Consider the following 16,863-nt stretch of genomic DNA (forward strand, 5'->3'; position numbering starts at 1 on the left):
AGATCCTTCCGGACCCGATTCCCGGTCAGCGGGATTCGCCTTCCAGGTCCTCCGCTTCCGCGTTTTCCCTTTCCGGCCCTTCCGACTCTACCAGATCCTTTCGGGCCTGATTCCCAGTCAGCGGGTTTTGTCTTCCCGGCCGTTGGGCCGTTCCGACGTCCAAAACTCTAGCGGATTTTCCCGGCGACTCATAATCGAGTCCTCGAAATGAATTTCGGCATGCCGAAATTGCCCCGAGTGGGAGATCGTGCAGAGTTTTGGTTGCCGCGTTCGCGGCGGGATCGGCTGTCGCAGAACCGTTCCGGCCCCGTGACAACTCGAAGTACCTTACGGACCGGTGGAGGGCGTGTCAACCCGCCAGGTCAAGCCCTTTTCTCAGGTGCCGGACACCGGTTCGGGCCGGGCCGGGACCGGGCCCGGCCCACGGTCAGTCCAGGTCGGTGAGGCGGCCGCCGGCGTCCGGCTGGGCGTGCTCCACCCGACGCAGGAGGCGGGTGAGCATGTCGCCGAGGACTCCGCGTTCGTCGCCCGTGAGGTCCTGGAGCAGGTCCTCCTCGAAGTCGGTGGCCATGCGCATCGCCTCCAGCCACTTCGTACGGCCCTCGTCGGTCAGCTCGACGATCACGCGCACCCGGTTGTTCTCGTCCCGGTCGCGGGTGACCAGCCCCTCGCCCGCCATGCGGTCGATGCGGTGGGTCATCGCCGCGGGGGTGAGCCCGAGGCGCTTGGCGAGCTCCCCCGGCCCCAGGCGATAGGGGGTGCCGGACAGGACCAGGGTCTTGAGGACCTCCCACTCGGCGTTGCTGATGCCGAGGGCGGCGAGCTGGCGCCCGTACGCCACGTTCATCCGGCGGTTCAGCCGGCCCAGGGCCGAGACGACCTGCTCGACCTGGGGGTCCAGGTCGCGGAACTCGCGCTGGTAGGCGGCGATCTGCTCGTCGAGGCTCGGCTCCTGCGGGCCGGGCTGCTCGGTGGTGTCAGACATGGCGGGCAGTATGGCACGCCCTCCCATACCTTCGAAGTCCTTCGGTTTGAATTGTTGAGCCTCTAACTTTAGTGCTAAAGTCTTCGGGTTCGAGTCGTTCGGATGGCTCGACGAACCATTTCGAGACCTGAGGTAGGTGAGTGTGACCAGGGAGATGGGGGCAGCACTGCGGCGGATCCAGCTGGGGAGCGCGCTGAGCGCGTTCGGGCTGGGCTTCACCGTCCCGTATCTGTACGTCTACGTGGCGCAGGTGAGGGATCTGGGAGCCGGCACGGCGGGAGTCGTGCTGGCGGTCTTCGCCATGGCAGCGCTCGCCGTACTGCCGTTCACCGGGCGTGTCATCGACCGGCGCGGGCCGCTGCCCGTGCTCGTCGTCGCCTCGGCCGTCGCCTCCCTGGGCGCCGTCGCACTCGGCCTGTCGTCGGGGGTGACCGCCTCCGTGCTGTCCGCCGCCGTTCTCGGCGCGGGCACCGCGGTCATGCAGCCGGCCCTGGCCACCATGCTCGTGTGGTGCTCCAGCGCCACCTCCCGTACCCGCGCCTTCGCCATGCAGTTCTTCCTGCAGAACCTCGGGCTGGGCGTCGGCGGGCTCGTCGGCGGGCAGATCGTCGACACGAACCGGCCGGAGACCTTCACCCTGCTGTTCCTCATCGAGGCCGTGATGTTCGTCGTGCTCGGCGTCATCGCCGCCACGATCCGGCTGTCACGGGCGCCGTCCTTCCCGGACGCCCGGCCCACCGACGGGTCCAAGGCCCCCGGCGGGCTGCGGGCGCTGCTCTCGCACCGGGCCATGGTGCAGCTGTGCGTGCTGGGCTTCGTGCTGTTCTTCGCCTGCTACGGCCAGTTCGAGTCCGGGCTCGCGGCGTACGGCACCGAGGCCGCGGGCATCCAGCCCTCGACGCTCGGCATCGCCCTGGCCGCCAACACCGCCGTCATCGTCGTGGCGCAGTTCGTCGTGCTGCGGCTCGTGGAGCGCCGCAGGCGCAGCCGGGTCATCGCCGCGGTCGGTCTGATCTGGGCGTTCGCCTGGATCGTGGCGGGGTACGCGGGTCTCGGGCACGGCAGCCAGACGATGGCGACGGCCGCGATGATCTCCACGTACGCGCTGTTCGGACTCGGTGAGGCGATGCTGTCGCCGACCGTGGCGCCGCTGGTCGCCGATCTGGCGCCGGAGTCGATGGTCGGGCAGTACAACTCCGCGTTCGCCCTGTGCAAGCAGCTCGCGCTGGCGGTCGGCCCGGCCGTGGGCGGTCCGATGGGGGCGACGCTGCACGGCCCGTACATCGTGACGTTCGTACTGTTCTCGCTGGGCATCACGGTGCTGGCGCTGCGGCTCGGCCGGCGGCTCACCCCCGTGCAGGACCAGCCGTCGCTCGCGACGACGCCGTCCCGGGTGGTGGCCGTGTCGCTGCCGGACGCCGAACCGGTGCCCGCCGCCCGCTGAGACGGCGGAAACGGGGCCGGCGAAGAACGGCATCGAAGGCGAACAGGGGACCTGCTTCCGGCAGGTCCCCTGTTCGCCTTCCGTCGTCCCGCCGCCGGAACCACGGCGGCGATGGTCACTGCGGCAGGGCGAATTCGCACCAGACCGACTTGCCGCCGCCCGGTGTGCGGCGGCTGCCCCAGGACGTGGCGATCGTCGCGACGATGGAGATGCCGCGGCCCGCCTCGTCCGCCGGGTCGGCGCGGCGGCGGCGCGGCAGGTGGTCGTCCCCGTCGGTGACCTCGATGATCAGGCGGCGGTCGGTGCGGCGCAGCCCCAGGCGCATCGGCGGGGTGCCGTGCTTGAGGGAGTTCGCGACGAGCTCGCCGGCGGCCAGGACGCCCAGGTCGCAGAGCTCGACCGGGAAGCGCCAGGACGTCAGGACCCCGGTCGCGAAGGCGCGGGCGCGCGGGGCGGCCTCGATGCCGCCGAGGAGGTCGAGCGAGGCGTTGTGGAACAGCTCCGCGTCCGCCCCCTCGCGGGCGGGGTGCTGGACCACCAGTACGGCCACGTCGTCGTCGTGCTCCGCGGTCACGCCGAGGGAGCGGATCAGCCGGTCGCAGACCACCTGTGGGGAACCCTTGGCGCCGGACAGGGCGCGCCCCAGGGCGGCGACGCCCTCGTCGATGTCCTCGCTGCGCCGCTCGACCAGGCCGTCCGTGTAGAGGACCGCGGTGGAGCCGGGCGGCAGCGCGATCGTGCCCGAGGTGTGGATCCAGCCGCCGGTGCCGAGCGGCGGTCCCGTCGGGTCCTCGGCGCGGTGGACTGTGCCGTCCTCGTCGCAGACCAGGATCGGGAGGTGGCCGGCGGAGGCGTAGACGAGGTGCCCCTCGTTCGGGTCGTGGACCGCGTAGGCGCAGGTGGCGATCTGGCTGGCGTCGATCTCGGCGGCCAGGCCGTCGAGGAGCTGGAGCACCTCGTGCGGCGGGAGGTCGAGCCGGGCGTAGGCGCGCACGGCCGTGCGGAGCTGGCCCATGACCGCGGCGGCACGCACCCCGCGGCCCATCACGTCCCCGATGACCAGGGCGGTGCGGCCGGCGCCGAGGGTGATGACGTCGTACCAGTCGCCGCCGACCGCGGCGTCCGTGCCGCCGGGCTGGTAGGTCGCGGCGATACGGAGGTCGTCGGGCTGTTCCAGCTCCTGCGGGAGCAGGGAACGCTGGAGGGTGACGGCCGTCTCGCGGTGCCGGCGCTCGCTCGCGCGGAGCCGCTCGGCCGCTTCGGCGTGGTCGGTGACGTCGGCTGCGTACACGAGCACTCCGCCTTCGCCGCCCCTGTTCCTGCCGTCCTTGCCGTTCCTGGGAGTCCTGTTCTGCTTGCGGTCCGTGCCGTCGGTGCCGTGCACCGGGGTGCAGGTCACGGTGTACGAGTTGCCGCTGCGGACCTTGCGGGACTTGACCGTGCGGGGGGTGCCGCTGCGCAGGACCTGGTCCATCAGCGGCAGCAGGCTGAGCTCGTCGAGCTCGGGCATGGCCTCGGCCGCGGTGGCGCCGATCGGGCGGGGGCCGAAGGCGGCGGTGTAGGCGTCGTTGACGTACGCGATGCGGTGGTCGGGGCCGTGGACCAGGGCGACCAGGGCGGGCAGCCGACCGAGGATGTCCCGGGCGGAGAGGTCCTCCAGGGCGGGGCCGCCCGCGGGGGACCCGCCGTGCGGGTCGGGGCCCGGTCCGTCGTGCGTGTCGCTGTGCGGGTCGCCGTCCGGCGGGTGCGGCCCGGTCTCGGGCTGTGCGTACTCGGCACGGGCCGAGGGCACGGAACTGCGCTCGTCCCGTGCGGCGGCACGGCGCTGCGTTCCGGGTAGGCGGGCGCTCCAGCGCGTGAAGTTCACGGAATTTCTGGCCTCGTGTGTCGGTCTGGTCCGCTCGCGCGGGCTGCTCACTGTCGGTCACTGCCGGCCGGGTCACTCTGTGCAGATGTGGGCCCACCTATGGTCACACGTCCAGTGTGACGGACCGTACTGACAGTTGTCGGCACGGTCCGTCCCGGGCGGGTGCCCGATCGGTTCGACGGGCCGTCAGCCGCCGTTCCTCCGCAGGTCGTCGGGGCCCTGGGGGTCGTCGGGCCCCGGCGGGTCGCCGCGTCCCGGCGGGCCGTCGCCGTTCGGCGGGCCGTCCGGCCGGGGCCGTCTGCCGCCGGCGGCGAGCTCGAACTCCGCGCGCGGGTGCTCCAGCGAGCCGAGGGAGACGATCTCGCGCTTGAAGAGCCCGGCGAGCGTCCACTCGGCGAGGACGCGGGCCTTCCGGTTGAACGTCGGGACGCGGCTGAGGTGGTACGTGCGGTGCATCAGCCAGGCCGGATAGCCCTTGAGCTTGCGGCCGTAGACGTGGGCGACGCCCTTGTGGAGGCCGAGCGAGGCGACGGAGCCCACGTAGGCGTGCCGGTATTCCCTGAGGGGTTCGCCGGCCAGCGACGCGAGGACGTTCCCGGCGAGGACCTTGGCCTGGCGCACCGCGTGCTGGGCGTTGGGGGCGGTCTCCCGGCCCGGTTCCGCGGCGGTCAGGTCGGGGACGGCCGCGGCGTCCCCCGCCGCCCAGGCGTGCTCGACGCCCTCGACGGCGAGTTGCGCCGTGCACCTGAGCCTGCCGCGCCCGTCGAGGGGCAGGTTGGTGGCGGCGAGGACCGGCGCGGGTCTGACGCCCGCCGTCCACACGAGGGTGCGGGTCGGGAAGCGGGAGCCGTCGCTCAGCACGGCGACCCGGTCCTCGCAGGTCACCAGCCGGGTGTCGAGGCGTACGTCGATGTTGCGGCCGCGCAGCTCGCGGATCGCGTAGAGGCCCATCTCGTCGCCGACCTCGGGGAGGATGCGGCCGGACGCCTCGACGAGGATCCACTTCAGGTCCTCGGCCTTGATGTTGTGGTAGTACCGCGAGGCGTAGCGGGCCATGTCCTCCAGCTCGGCGAGGGCCTCGACGCCGGCGTAGCCGCCGCCGACGACGACGAAGGTGAGGGCGGCGTCGCGGACGGCCGGGTCGCGGGTGGACGAGGCGATGTCCATCTGCTCGATGACGTGGTTGCGCAGCCCGATGGCCTCCTCGATGGTCTTGAAGCCGATGCCGTGCTCGGCCAGGCCGGGGACCGGGAGGGTGCGCGAGACGGAGCCGGGGGCCAGGACGAGTTCGTCGTACGGGATCTCCACGGCGCCGGTGCCGTCCTCCGCGGTGGCGAGGGTGGTGACGGTCGCGGTGCGCTTGGCGTGGTCGATGCGCTGCGCCTCGCCGATCACGATGCGGCAGTCCGCCAGGACGCGGCGGAGCGGTACGACGACGTGGCGCGGCGAGATCGAGCCCGCAGCCGCCTCGGGCAGGAACGGCTGGTACGTCATGTAGGGCTCGGGGGTGACGACCACGATCTCGGCCGCACCGCTTCTGATCCGCTGCTTCAGCTTCCGCTGGAGACGCAGCGCCGTGTACATCCCGACGTAACCGCCGCCGACGACGAGGATGCGCGCACCCGGCGGGGGTCCTGGGGGCGTTCCCCCGGATTCTGAGGCCATCACCACCCCATGACGCAACGTGCTCATGGGTTTGTCCACAGCCTCGACAAATTGTGTGACCGGAGCTTCTCCCGGAGGGTTGCGGCCGGGCACCGGGGATGTACGGAAGTTGCGCAGGTCAGGGGTTGCGGTGGGGGTGTCGGACCGGGGGTGAATCAGTGACCAACCGGTCCTTGCTCCGATCGGGGGGCGCTCCATGCGGAACTACCCCCTTCTGAATTGACCCGGGCTCAACTATGTTCGTATGTCGCCGGGGTGTCGGGTTGAGACCATGATCCACTCTCCGGCTCAAACGGCGGGAAGTCTCCGGGGGGAGACGTCATAACCGGGGGAACAGTTATGCAGATTCAGGATTCTCATTGGCAGAATGCTGCGGTTACGCCCCATTCGTCCGAAGGGAACGGACGAAACGGCGCGGTGGGAGCGGTTGCGGTGGCGACAGCCGCCCCGGCCGGTACGGCCACCGCGGTCGGGGTGAACGGAACGGCTGCGGCGCACGGTCGCTCGGCTCCGCTCCGGGTGGACGCGCAGCGCAATCTGGAGCATGTCCTGCGAGCCGCCCGCGAGGTGTTCGGTGAGCTGGGGTACGGGGCTCCGATGGAGGATGTGGCGCGTCGCGCCAGGGTCGGGGTCGGCACGGTGTACCGCCGCTTCCCGAGCAAGGACGTGCTGGTCCGGCGGATAGCGGAGGAGGAGACCTCCCGGCTGACGGATCAGGCGCGCAGCGCGCTCGGCCAGGAGGACGAGCCGTGGTCGGCGCTGTCGCGCTTCCTGCGGACGTCCGTGGCCTCGGGCGCGGGGCGGCTGCTGCCGCCCCAGGTGCTGCGGGTCGGGGTCGATGTCGATTCCGAGGTCGACGGCACGGCGCAGGCCGGGGAGACCGCGGCCGTACCGGGTCCGGTCGACGGGCTGGACGAGGCCCGGGTTCCTCAGCAGCGTCAGGCCGACGGTCAGTCCGAGGCCCGTTCCGCCGAGGGGCACCCCGCCCCGGAGGCCGGGTTCGAGGACGACGACTCCGGGGCCGGGGAGCTGCTGGAGGTCGTGGGCCGACTGGTGGACCGGGCCCGGGCCGCCGGTGAGCTGCGCCGTGACGTGACGGTCGCGGACGTTCTGCTGGTCATAGCGACGGCAGCGCCTTCGCTGCCGGACGCGGCCCAGCAGGCAGCGGCTTCGAGCCGGCTGCTGGACATCCTGCTGGAGGGACTGCGCTCCCGGCCGGCCGCCTGAGCGGAGCACGACCGCCCGGACGGAACGGCGTACGCGGATGACCGGGGTGCCGGGCCCCGGGCCGTACCGGATCGCCGGATCGCCGGGGTGTCGGGGTGTCGACGTAGTGAGGTGCTGGAGTCCGGAGTACTGAACGGGTGCGTGCCCGGCGATGCGTCGCCGGGCACGGCGCCCGGGGTCCGTCCGTGCGGCCGGGGGTCCGTCCCGGCCGCACGGGGACCCGAAGAAAGCGGCCCGAAGGGACCCCGCAGGGGCCGGAGGGCCCGAGGGGGCCGGAGGGCCCGAGGGGGCCGGAGGGCCCGAGGGGTTCGAGGAGCCCGATGTGCACGGCTGCGTTCGGGGTGACGCGTGAGGACACCGTGCAGGCGAGGGGCGAACCCTGTGAGCATGATGAACGCGGTGGGCGCACGGCGTTCAGGGCGAATGGTTGATGTGGCCCGATTTGATGGGGTCTCGATCAACGGCCCGTCGTCGCCCTCTCAAACAACTAATCACCCTTTCGGGCACATCGGGCCCTTTTCCGGGATTCGCACCCTTCGTTCTGCATGGAATGCGGCCGACTGCCGCCGAGAGGTATCGCCCGTGCCGCAACGGAGCCGTGTCGCAGCCCCGTTCCGGCCCGTTCCGGCCTGCTGAAGCCCGGCGGAAGCGTCTCGGGAACCTTCGTGCCGACGGGGCCGGCGGGGAAACCGTTGCGCTCCGTCCGCAGCCCGCTCGCACGGGAAAGCGACCGCCGAGTATTCCCCGAACGGATGGCCGTCGGTACCTGCATTCGAAAAAACGCCCCGGATGAGTGGTTGCGGGGACTGAGGGTTCGGCGTGATTGCGCCATGTGGCACGCTTGCCCGATGTTCGGGTCCGACAGCGCATACGGGGGCTACCGCGATGAGCGGTGACGGGCAGCAGGAAGAGTCGTTCGACGACGTCTCCGCCATAGGCGGTGTCGCGGAAGCCGGTGGGCGGTCCCCCCGGCAGGTACCGAGTCAGGGCGGACCGGGACGGTCGGGCGGTGATGCCGAGGGCGGCACCGTGCTGCCGGGTCCGTGGCCGGCACCGGTGGAGACCGACGGTGAGGCGGCGCCCGAGGCGTCGGTGCCGATGCAGCGGGAGGGCGGCAGCGCCGACACCTCCGACGGGGCCCCGTCCGACGCCGATCTGATCCGGCGGATGCGGGGCGGTGACGACCTCGCGTACGAGGAGCTGTTCCGGCGGCACTCGGACGCGGTGCGGCGCTACGCGCGAAGCTGCTGCCGGGACACCCATACGGCCGACGACCTGACGGCCGAGGTCTTCGCCCGCACGCTGCAGGCGGTACGGCGGGGCAAGGGGCCCGAGGAGGCCGTGCGGGCCTACCTCATGACGGCCGTCAGGCATGTCGGGGCGGCCTGGACCAAGACCGCGAAGCGGGAGCACCTGGTCGACGACTTCGCGGTGTTCGCCGCGCAGGCCGTTCAGTCCTCCCAGGTGTCGGACGCGGACACGCTCGACCTCGGCGCCGACGTACGGGCGATGCACGAGGCCGAGCAGTCGATGGCGATGCAGGCGTTCCGCAGCCTTCCGGAGCGCTGGCAGGCCGTGCTGTGGCACACCACCGTCGAGGAGGAGTCGCCCAGCGAGATCGCACCGCTCTTCGGGCTGACCGCCAACGCCACGGCGGTGCTGGCCAGCCGGGCCCGCGAGGGCCTCAAGCAGGCATACCTCCAGGCGCACGTGAGCCAGGCGCTCACCGCGGGCGGCGACTGCGCGCGCTACGCCGACCGGCTCGGCGCGTATGCCCGGGGCGGACTGCGCATGCGGGCCGAACGCGGGCTGCGGGGACATCTGGACGAGTGCGTGAAGTGCCGGCTCGCCGCGGGTGAGCTCGCCCATGTCAACGCCGGGATTCCCGCGCTGCTGCCGGTCGCTGTCATCGGTTGGTTCGCCGCCGGTTACGCGCTCAAGGCCGCCGGGATCGTCGCCGGGGGCGCGGTGGGTGCCGCCGGAGCGGGTGCCGCCGCGGCGGCGACCGGGGGAGGTTCCACCGGGGGTGCGGCCGGTGGCGCCGCCGCCTCGGAGGGGCTCGGTGCGCCGGCGAAGGCCGGCATCGTGGCGGCGGTCGTCGTGGCCGCCGCGGCCGGGCTGGTCTGGGCCATGGCCGGCGACGACCAGCCGAAGCCCGAGGCCCGGCACCAGCCGAAGCCCGCGGTCGTGGCTCCCCCGGCGCCGACCCCGCCGCCGAAGCCGACGCCGCCCCCGAAACCCGCGCCCCCGGCGCCCCCCGCCCCGCCGGCTCCGAAGCCGACGCCCACCCCCACACCCACCCCGACGCCCACTCCGACCCCGCCCCCGAAACCGGCGCCGAAGCCCACCCCTCCGGCGCCGAAGCCGCCCGCCCCGGAGCCGAGGCCCACCCCGACGCCGACGCCACCGCCGCCCGCGCCGGAGGTGTACCAGGTCAACGAGCTGAACTACTCGGTCCTGGGCGACCACACCGAGCCGGAGGTGGTGATGGGCGAGAGCAGCTGGGTCTGGCAGCGGTCCGACGTGTCGATCGGGGGCACCACGTACGCGCACGGGGTGACCGTGCACAGCAAGTCCTCGGTCACCATCCAGCTGAACAAGCAGTGCACGCGTTACGAGGCGATGGTCGGGATCGACGACATGATGATGGGCCTCGGGGCGGTGCGCTTCTCCGTCTTCAACGGTGACGGGGCGCGGCTGTGGCAGTCCCCGGTGATGAACGGCGGCGATCCGGCGGTGCCCGTACGGGTCGGCATCACGGGTCAGAAGAGCATCCGGCTCGTCGTCGAACGCGCCCGGAACGGCGGCGGCGTGGCGCTCGCCGACTGGGCGGATTCGAGAATCAGCTGCCGGTGAGCCGGTCCGGGGTCCCGGGGACGCCCGGGGCTCCTGGGGCTTCCGGGACTCCCGGGGCCGGTGCGGGCCGAGCCGTCGCGGGCCGAGCCGTCGTGGGTTGTTCCGGGGCGGGAAGGTCAGCGGTGATGCGGGTCAGCAGGTCGATGACGTCGTCCACGGTCAGTGCGCGGCCCTCGGCTCGCTCCGACTCGTACCGCCGGGGCCCGAGTTCCTCGCGCGCCCGCCGGGCGGCCCCGTCCACCTCGGCCTGCTCGGCCCTCGACCTCGGGACGGCGGGGCGCCAGCTGTCGGCCGCCGCCAGGATCCGTGCAGCGGTCCCGGACAGGCCCAGTTCCGGCAGCATGGCCGCCGCGCCCTCCGCCAGCTGACCGGTGATGATCTCGGAGCACCGCGCGTCCCTCGCCCCGCGCAGGGCGGCCGTCAGCCCCCGGGCGCCGGCGGCCGGGCCGCGGCCGGGACCCGGCTCGCGCGCCGTGATCCGGGCGGCCAGGCCCTGCACGATCGCGGTGAAGTGCGAGGGCGGGATGCCGTGCCCGGTCTCCCCCTCCACCTCGGTGACCAGCCGTCGCGCCTCCGCGAGGTCGCCCCGGTCGAAGGCCGCGGTGGCGCGCAGGAAACAGCCGTAGGCGTGGGCGTCGTGAACCTGGTAACGGTCCGCCTCGCTCTCCGACTCGGCCATGTGCCGTTCGAAGGCCGCCGTGTCACCGGTGCGGTGGGCGATCTCCGCGAGGCGCGCCAGGATGAACGGCGCCTCGGCGTGCGCCCCCACCTCACGGGCGAGCAGCAGTGCCTCCTCGTACGCCTCGCGCGCCTGCGCGTACTGTCCGCGCATCGCGCCCGCCTCCGCGGTGGCGCTCGCGACCTGCGCGAGGATCCAGCGGTCGCCGACGCGGCGGCTCAGCTCGCGCAGTTCCGCGAGGTCGTCGTCGACCCCGGGCATGCCGCCGGGCATGTCGACGATCATGTGGGTGCGGAACATCAGCGCGACGCAGTACTCCCAGTCGCCGCCGTGGACACGGGTGTTGGCGACCACCTGCTCGATCCTGGCCTGCGCCTCCTCCGTGGGACGGTTCCCGAACAGGGTCATCGGCCAGAGCAGTCCCGGGAAGCGGGCCGACTCCGGTCCCGGGACCATGAAGGCATCGGCCACCCGGGTCATCAGGGCCTGGTACCGCTCGTCGCCGTGGATGTCGTCGGCCGTGCGGCTCTCGATGGCGAGGAAGTACAGCAGCATCTCCAGATGCATGCGCGGCCAGTGGCGGGGGTCGCCGGCACCGTCCGGTTCCGGTCCCAGCGCCATGGCCCGCTCGGTCCAGGCGAGGCCCTCGGCGCGGAAGTCGCGCAGCCACCAGAACCACCCCATGCCGAGGACCAGGCGGATGGCCTCCGGTTCGAGGGCGCGGGTGACGACGGTGCGGTGGAGGGCGGCCCGGATGTTGTCGAGATCGGCCTCCAGCCGCTCGATCCAGAGCAGCTGGTCGCCGGAGCGCAGCCGGGGGTCGGCCTCCTCGACCAGGGCGACGAAGTACGCGGTGTGCGCGTCCTCGGCGGCGGCGCGCACGTCCGGGGTCTCGGCGGCGCGTTCGACGGCGTACTCGTGGATGGTCTCCAGGAGGCGGTAGCGCATGTCGCCGGAGCCGGTCGGGGTGGCGACGACGAGTGACTTGTCGACGAGGGCGCCGATCAGGTCGGCGACCGGGGTCCGGTCCCGGCCGGTCGTGACGACGGCCTCCGCGGCCACCAGCTCCCAGCCGCCCGCGAAGACGGAGACCTGGCGCAGGGCGGTGCGTTCGGCCTCGTCGAGGAGGTCCCAGGACCAGTCGACGACGGCCCGCAGGGTCTGCTGCCGCGGCAGCACGGTGCGGCTCCCGCCGGTCAGCAGGCGGAACCGGTCGTCGAGCCGGTCCGCGATCTGCCGGGGGCTGAGCATCCGCAGCCTGGCCGCGGCGAGTTCGATGGCGAGCGGCTGGCCGTCGAGCCGCCGGCAGATCTCGGCGACGGCGTCCGGATCGTGCGCCGCCTCCTGCGCGGGGTCGAAGTCGGGGCGTACGGCGCGGGCGCGTTCGGCGAACAGCCGGTGGGCGGGATCGGCCGGGAGCGGACCGACCGGGCGCACGGATTCGCCGGGGACGCCGAGGGGTTCCCGGCTGGTGGCGAGGACGCGCAGCCGCGGACAGTGGGTGAGCAGGGTCTCGGCGAGGGCGGCGGCCGCGCCGACGACGTGCTCGCAGTTGTCCAGGATGAGCAGGACCGGGCGGACGCGGGAGCAGTGCGCCAGGTGCTCGACGAGGAGGTCGGTCGGGTCGGTGCGGGACGGCTGGACGTCGCGGTTGTCGCGCAGGAGGGCGGTCTCGCGCAGCCCGAGAGCGGAGAGCACGGCTCCGGGTACGTCGGCGGGGTCCTCCACCGAGGCGAGTTCGGCTATCCACGCCTCCGTGAAGGACGACCCGGTCCGGTCCCCGCGGGCCGCCGCCTCCTCGGCGAGCCGGGTCTTCCCGGAGCCGCCGGGGCCGGTGAGGGTGACCAGGCGGGAACGGGTCAGGTCCGCTCCGATGGACCGCAGTTCGGGTTCCCGGCCGACGAACGAGTTGAGCCGGGGACGGAGGTTGCCCCGCACGGCGGACGGTCCTGTTGTCGTGGCCGGTCCTGCCGGTGCGGGAGTGGTACGGGGTGGGGCGGGAGCGGCACGGGGCGGGGCGAGCAACTCGCGGTGGAGTGCGGTCAGTTCCGGTCCGGGGTCGGTCCCGAGGCCGTCGGCGAGGGTACGGCGGGCGTCCTCGTAGGCGGCCAGCGCGTCGGCCCGGCGGCCCTCGGCCCGAAGGGCGCGGATCAGCTGGGACCGGAAGCGCTCGTCGTACGGATGGGCCGCGGCCAGTTCCTCCAGTTCCGGTACGAGGGTGCGCGGGCCGGAGCCGGGGCCGGTCCACGCGTCCGTACCCGTGCCCGTGGCCGTGTCTTCCGCGGCGCTCCGCAGGTCCGCCTCGATGCGGCGTTCCAGCGCGGTCAGGCGGTGGGCCTCCGGGCGCAGGCCGTGCCCGTGGTCCCGGCCCGGCAGATCGGCCAGGGCGGGGCCGCGCCACAGGGCGAGCGCGGTGCGGAGCGTGCGGGCGGCCGTCACGGGGTCGCCCGCGTCGAGTTCCCCGGCCCCCTGCCGGGCCAGCCGCTCGAACACGTGCAGGTCGACCTCGCCGGGCCCGGCCTCCAGGCGGTAACCGCCCTGGGTGCTCGCGATCGCGTCCCGGCCCAGCGCGCGGCGCAGCCGGCCCACGAGCGCCTGGAGCGCGGCGGGCGCGTCGTGCGGCGGCTCGTCGGCCCAGACGTCGTCGACCAGATCGGCGACGGGGACGGGGCGCCCCGCGCGCAGGGCGAGGGCCGCGAGGAGCGCGCGCAGGCGCGGGCCGCCCACGGGCAGGGCACCGCCGTTCTCGTCTCGCGCCTCGGTGACGCCCAGGATCAGGTACCGCACCCGGCCATTGTGTCCCGCGGCCCGGCCGTCGGCCGTCGGCCCACCGACCACCGCCCCTCACCGGGTCATCGGCTCACCGGTCGTCGTCGGCCCCACCCGCCGCCCGGCCCGGTCCGAACGAAGGACCCTAGCGCTGCAACGTCCGCCTGGCCGGGACGACTCCGCCCGCGACCGCGCGCTGGCGGGGCGCCGCCGTGCCCGTCCAGCAGGTGCCGCGGCGCGACACCAGGCGGCGGAGCCAGAGTTCGGTGGACGCCAGATGGGCGAGACCCTCCAGCGGGAGCGGTTCGCCGTCGGCGGCCGCGCGCAGGGCCTTCCGTACGACGCGGGCCTCGACCAGGCCCGCGTCGGCGAGCAGCGGGGCGTCGAAGAGGGCGATCAGTTCGGGCAGCGCGGCGCGCAGACCGGTGCGGGCGGTCGCGTTCGAGGTGGCGAGCGAGGGGGTGCCCCAGCCCGGCGGCAGTTCGTGGATGCCCGCGCCCGCGAGGACCCGGCGCAGGACCGCGGCGCGGGCGCCCGGCTGGACCCGGAGCGATTCGGGGAGCGCGCGGGCGGCGCGTACGACCTGGTTGTCGAGGAACGGGGCGTGCAGACGCTGGCTGCGGTTCTCCGCGGCCTGCTCCAGGATGCGGTGGTCGGCGGCGTACCGGGCCAGGGCCGCCCTGGCCCGTGCCTCGCCGGGGCGTTGGACGGAGACGGGGCGGATCGCCGCCTCCTGGAGCCGGACCGCCACCTCGGCGAGCGCCTCCCCCGTGAGCCAGCGGGCGGCGGGCCCGGGCCGTGACCAGGCGAGGGCGGCGAGCGAGGCGTCGGCGGGGGTGTCGAGGTCGGGGGCGTTCCGGTTGGCGTCCGGCAGCCGGTCGGCCGCCGCTTCCAGGCCGCTGCGGTACGAGGTGCGGGAGAGCCGGCGGGCCGCGCGGTAGACGGTCAGCGGGACGAACAGGGACTGGGCGCTCGGGCCCTCCGCCTTGGCGAGCGCGGCCACCGGGCGCAGCAGATGGCGTCGGCGACGGTCCATCAGCAGGTCCGCGAGGCGGGCCGGGTGGGCGTCGATGACCTGCCGGGCGCCGCCGCCGACGAAGTGGTCGGCGCTGCCCGCGGCGAGGCGGCGGCGGTGGCGCTCGGCGACGACCAGGGTCGGGGCGGGTTCGTCGGTGAGCGGGCCGCCGCCCAGATCGGCGTAGGGCAGGGCCTCCTCCCCGGCCGCGACGACGACGTGGTGCAGGCGGGGGTCGGCGGCGATGACCCGGGCGCGTTCGAGTTCGTCCTCGTGGCCGTGCGCGGTCAGGTCGTTGAGCGTGACGGCGAGCAGCCGCTCCCCCGCGCCCGTGCCGTGGCCGAGGAGGGTGCCGGGCAGGCCGGGCAGGCCCGCGGCGAGCAGGGCGAGGGTGGCGGAGGCGCTGCCTCCGGAGAGGTCGGCGCCGATGCCGGGCACCGGGGCGCCCCGGGCGGCACGCCGGTCGGCGGGGCCCATGCCGGGGACCGGGCCGGGGTCGGGCGGCAGGGTCTCGGGGGCGTGGCGGGGAGCGAGGAGCCTGGCGCGCACGGCGTCGACCAGGGCGTCGCGCACCCCCTCGACGGCGCTGACCGGGTCGAGCTGGGGCGCGGCGACGGCGAGGGAGGCCACCGCCTCGTACCCGGTGACCTCGCGCGAGCCCTCGCGGAGGATGAGCGCGTGGCCCGGCGGGATGCGCTTCACCCCCATGTACGGGGTGCCGTCGCGCAGCGCCTCCGGGGTCTCGGGGCAGGCGAGCAGGGCGGCCAGGTGGCCGATGTCGAGCTGGGCCTCGATGAGGTCGGCGAGCGGGAGGGCGGCGGTGGCGTACGCCGTGCCGCCCGCCCAGGGGGTGTGGAAGACGGGGCGGGCCCCGGCGAGGTCCCCGATGACGGTGATCCGGCGGCCGATCCGGACGACCGTCGTGTAGCTGCCGGGCCAGGAGGTGAGGTGGCGCAAGGCCCCGCCGCGGGCGGCGAGGAGACCGGCGCGCAGCTGTTCGTCGGTGGCGCTGCAACAGCCGAGGACGGCCATGCGCGCGGTGGGGGTGCCGTCGGCGGCCTCGACCGTGCTGATGCGGATCTCGTCGGGGCGCCAGTCGCCGACGGCCCACAGCGGATCGGGGTCGCCCCACAGCAGCTGCGAGCCCACCGGGTGCACCGTGCGCCCCTCGTCGTCGGACCCGACCGCGCCCGCCGTGCCGAAGCGTGCGGCGATACTGCTCCACCCCACCAACCAACGCATCGCCGCCTCCACAGGCTGTGGACAAAACGGCGCAGCAGGGAAGCAACGGGAGAACTCCGGTGGCACGCGGCGCCGTTGCGAACATGCTGCCACGACAACGGCGCACAGGAGGGGCTCCGGAGGGCGCACGTCGGATGCGCATGCGCCCCTGGCAAACGCCGTACCGGACGCCCTCGCTCCGGTCCGGACGCCCCGCTCCGGCCGCGGCCCCGGCGCCCGGCCCCGGCAGGGACTCCGGACCCCGCGACCCCCGATTTCCGTACGTACAGGGCGAGTTGCCCGACTCCTTCATCGCCTCCGCGCGGCGCCGACGGCGCTCCCGGCGGGGTCCCACCCTCCCGAACCGGCCGTGGAGGGGCGGCGGAGGCTCACCGGGCGATCGACGAAATGTCCACGAAACGGGCACCCCAACCCTGCTTGGACGATAATATTCAGCCAATTTCAGGGCGTGTTGAAACCTGGCGGCAGGGGGCCCGTCACATCAGAAGCCCTTTTTCGCCCCACTTCATTCCCCGAATCTTCTCGATCCCCCTGGATTCCTCCGACGCCTCCGGCGGCCCGCCGTCCGGGTCGCCCGTGCCCTTCGCCCCTCCTCGGAACGACCCCCCGGAACGGCCCCCGGGCCGCTCTCGGAGCGACCCGGAAACCCGTTCCGCTTCCCGCCCCGCACCCGGCCGGCGCACCGGCCCACGCACGGTCCGGGAGGCGGTGCTCGCCCCCCGGACCGGTCCGCCGCCTGCGGGGAATGAGGCGGCAGTGTCCCCCAGCCCACTGACGTTCCGTCGCAGCGGGCCGACCCACGCAGCACCCATGCAAGCGCTCCCGAAACAGCCCGACGAGAGCGCACGGCCGGGCGCACGGCCACACATGAGGAGCACGTGCGGAGCTCGTCGAACGGCGCCGCCCGCGCATGTGAAAGGTGCTCCCGGAAGGCGCCCGGAAAGCTCCCCGAGGACGCCCGCACCTGCCGTCGGACAGGCCCGCGAACCCGGCCGGAGCAGCCCCTGCCCGGCGCCCGGACGCGTGCCCGGACCTGCGACCGCGCCCCGTCCGAGCCTCCTCCCGAGCCCTCCGCCGGACCCGCTTCCGCCCCTCCCCCGGCCGTCGGCCGGGA

The 16,863-nt window shown here is 74.0% G+C and carries 8 protein-coding genes; 3 read left to right on the forward strand and 5 right to left on the reverse strand.

The annotated features are described in order from the left end of the window. Positions 1-427: 427 nt before the first annotated feature. Positions 428-985, reverse strand: coding sequence for a MarR family winged helix-turn-helix transcriptional regulator (locus tag ACFYW1_RS32225; protein WP_389001236.1), 558 nt, complete (start codon positions 983-985; stop codon positions 428-430). A 154-nt stretch (positions 986-1,139) separates the two neighbouring features. On the opposite strand from ACFYW1_RS32225, the gene ACFYW1_RS32230 reads away from it, so the two are divergent. Then, positions 1,140-2,429 carry an MFS transporter gene (locus ACFYW1_RS32230; RefSeq protein WP_389001433.1) on the forward strand — a complete coding sequence of 430 codons (1,290 nt, stop codon included), beginning with the start codon at positions 1,140-1,142 and terminating at the stop codon, positions 2,427-2,429. Positions 2,430-2,544: 115 nt separating this feature from the next. On the opposite strand, the gene ACFYW1_RS32235 is transcribed toward ACFYW1_RS32230, so the two are convergent. Continuing rightward, on the reverse strand, positions 2,545-4,296 hold the full coding sequence (locus ACFYW1_RS32235; protein WP_389001239.1) for a SpoIIE family protein phosphatase: 1,752 nt from the start codon (positions 4,294-4,296) through the stop codon (positions 2,545-2,547). A gap of 186 nt (positions 4,297-4,482) precedes the next feature. Next, a complete protein-coding gene (locus ACFYW1_RS32240) occupies positions 4,483-5,961 on the reverse strand; it encodes an NAD(P)/FAD-dependent oxidoreductase (protein ID WP_389001242.1) in 1,479 nt (492 codons plus the stop codon). A 339-nt stretch (positions 5,962-6,300) separates the two neighbouring features. Between ACFYW1_RS32240 and ACFYW1_RS32245 the strand changes: the two genes are divergently transcribed. Together ACFYW1_RS32245 and ACFYW1_RS32250 are read left to right on the forward strand one after the other, a co-directional pair. Continuing rightward, positions 6,301-7,188, forward strand: a complete 888-nt coding sequence (locus tag ACFYW1_RS32245; RefSeq protein ID WP_389001245.1) for a TetR/AcrR family transcriptional regulator — start codon at positions 6,301-6,303, stop codon at positions 7,186-7,188. Between the two features lie 885 nt (positions 7,189-8,073). Then, positions 8,074-10,044 carry a sigma-70 family RNA polymerase sigma factor gene (locus ACFYW1_RS32250; protein WP_389001248.1) on the forward strand — a complete coding sequence of 657 codons (1,971 nt, stop codon included), beginning with the start codon at positions 8,074-8,076 and terminating at the stop codon, positions 10,042-10,044. Here the strand turns inward: ACFYW1_RS32250 and ACFYW1_RS32255 are convergent. Both ACFYW1_RS32255 and ACFYW1_RS32260 read right to left on the reverse strand, forming a co-directional pair. Beyond that, a complete protein-coding gene (locus ACFYW1_RS32255; RefSeq protein WP_389001251.1) occupies positions 10,031-13,510 on the reverse strand; it encodes a BTAD domain-containing putative transcriptional regulator in 3,480 nt (1,159 codons plus the stop codon). The two genes, ACFYW1_RS32250 and ACFYW1_RS32255, sit on opposite strands and share 14 nt — an antisense overlap. Positions 13,511-13,637: 127 nt before the next feature. Beyond that, on the reverse strand, positions 13,638-15,749 hold the full coding sequence (locus ACFYW1_RS32260; protein WP_389001254.1) for an asparagine synthase-related protein: 2,112 nt from the start codon (positions 15,747-15,749) through the stop codon (positions 13,638-13,640). Between the last annotated feature and the right edge of the window lie 1,114 nt (positions 15,750-16,863).

The sequence above is a fragment of the Streptomyces sp. NPDC002669 genome (assembly GCF_042889165.1).
In the GTDB taxonomy this organism is placed as follows: domain Bacteria; phylum Actinomycetota; class Actinomycetes; order Streptomycetales; family Streptomycetaceae; genus Streptomyces.

What these genes read in the sequence shown, in the direction of transcription:
- ACFYW1_RS32225 (WP_389001236.1), bottom strand. Translation starts at nt 985, where the DNA reads ATGTCTGACACCACCGAGCAGCCCGGCCCGCAGGAGCCGAGCCTCGAC.
- ACFYW1_RS32230 (WP_389001433.1), top strand. Translation starts at nt 1,140, where the DNA reads ATGGGGGCAGCACTGCGGCGGATCCAGCTGGGGAGCGCGCTGAGCGCG.
- ACFYW1_RS32240 (WP_389001242.1), bottom strand. Translation starts at nt 5,961, where the DNA reads ATGGCCTCAGAATCCGGGGGAACGCCCCCAGGACCCCCGCCGGGTGCG.
- ACFYW1_RS32245 (WP_389001245.1), top strand. Translation starts at nt 6,301, where the DNA reads ATGCAGATTCAGGATTCTCATTGGCAGAATGCTGCGGTTACGCCCCAT.
- ACFYW1_RS32250 (WP_389001248.1), top strand. Translation starts at nt 8,074, where the DNA reads ATGAGCGGTGACGGGCAGCAGGAAGAGTCGTTCGACGACGTCTCCGCC.
- ACFYW1_RS32260 (WP_389001254.1), bottom strand. Translation starts at nt 15,749, where the DNA reads ATGCGTTGGTTGGTGGGGTGGAGCAGTATCGCCGCACGCTTCGGCACG.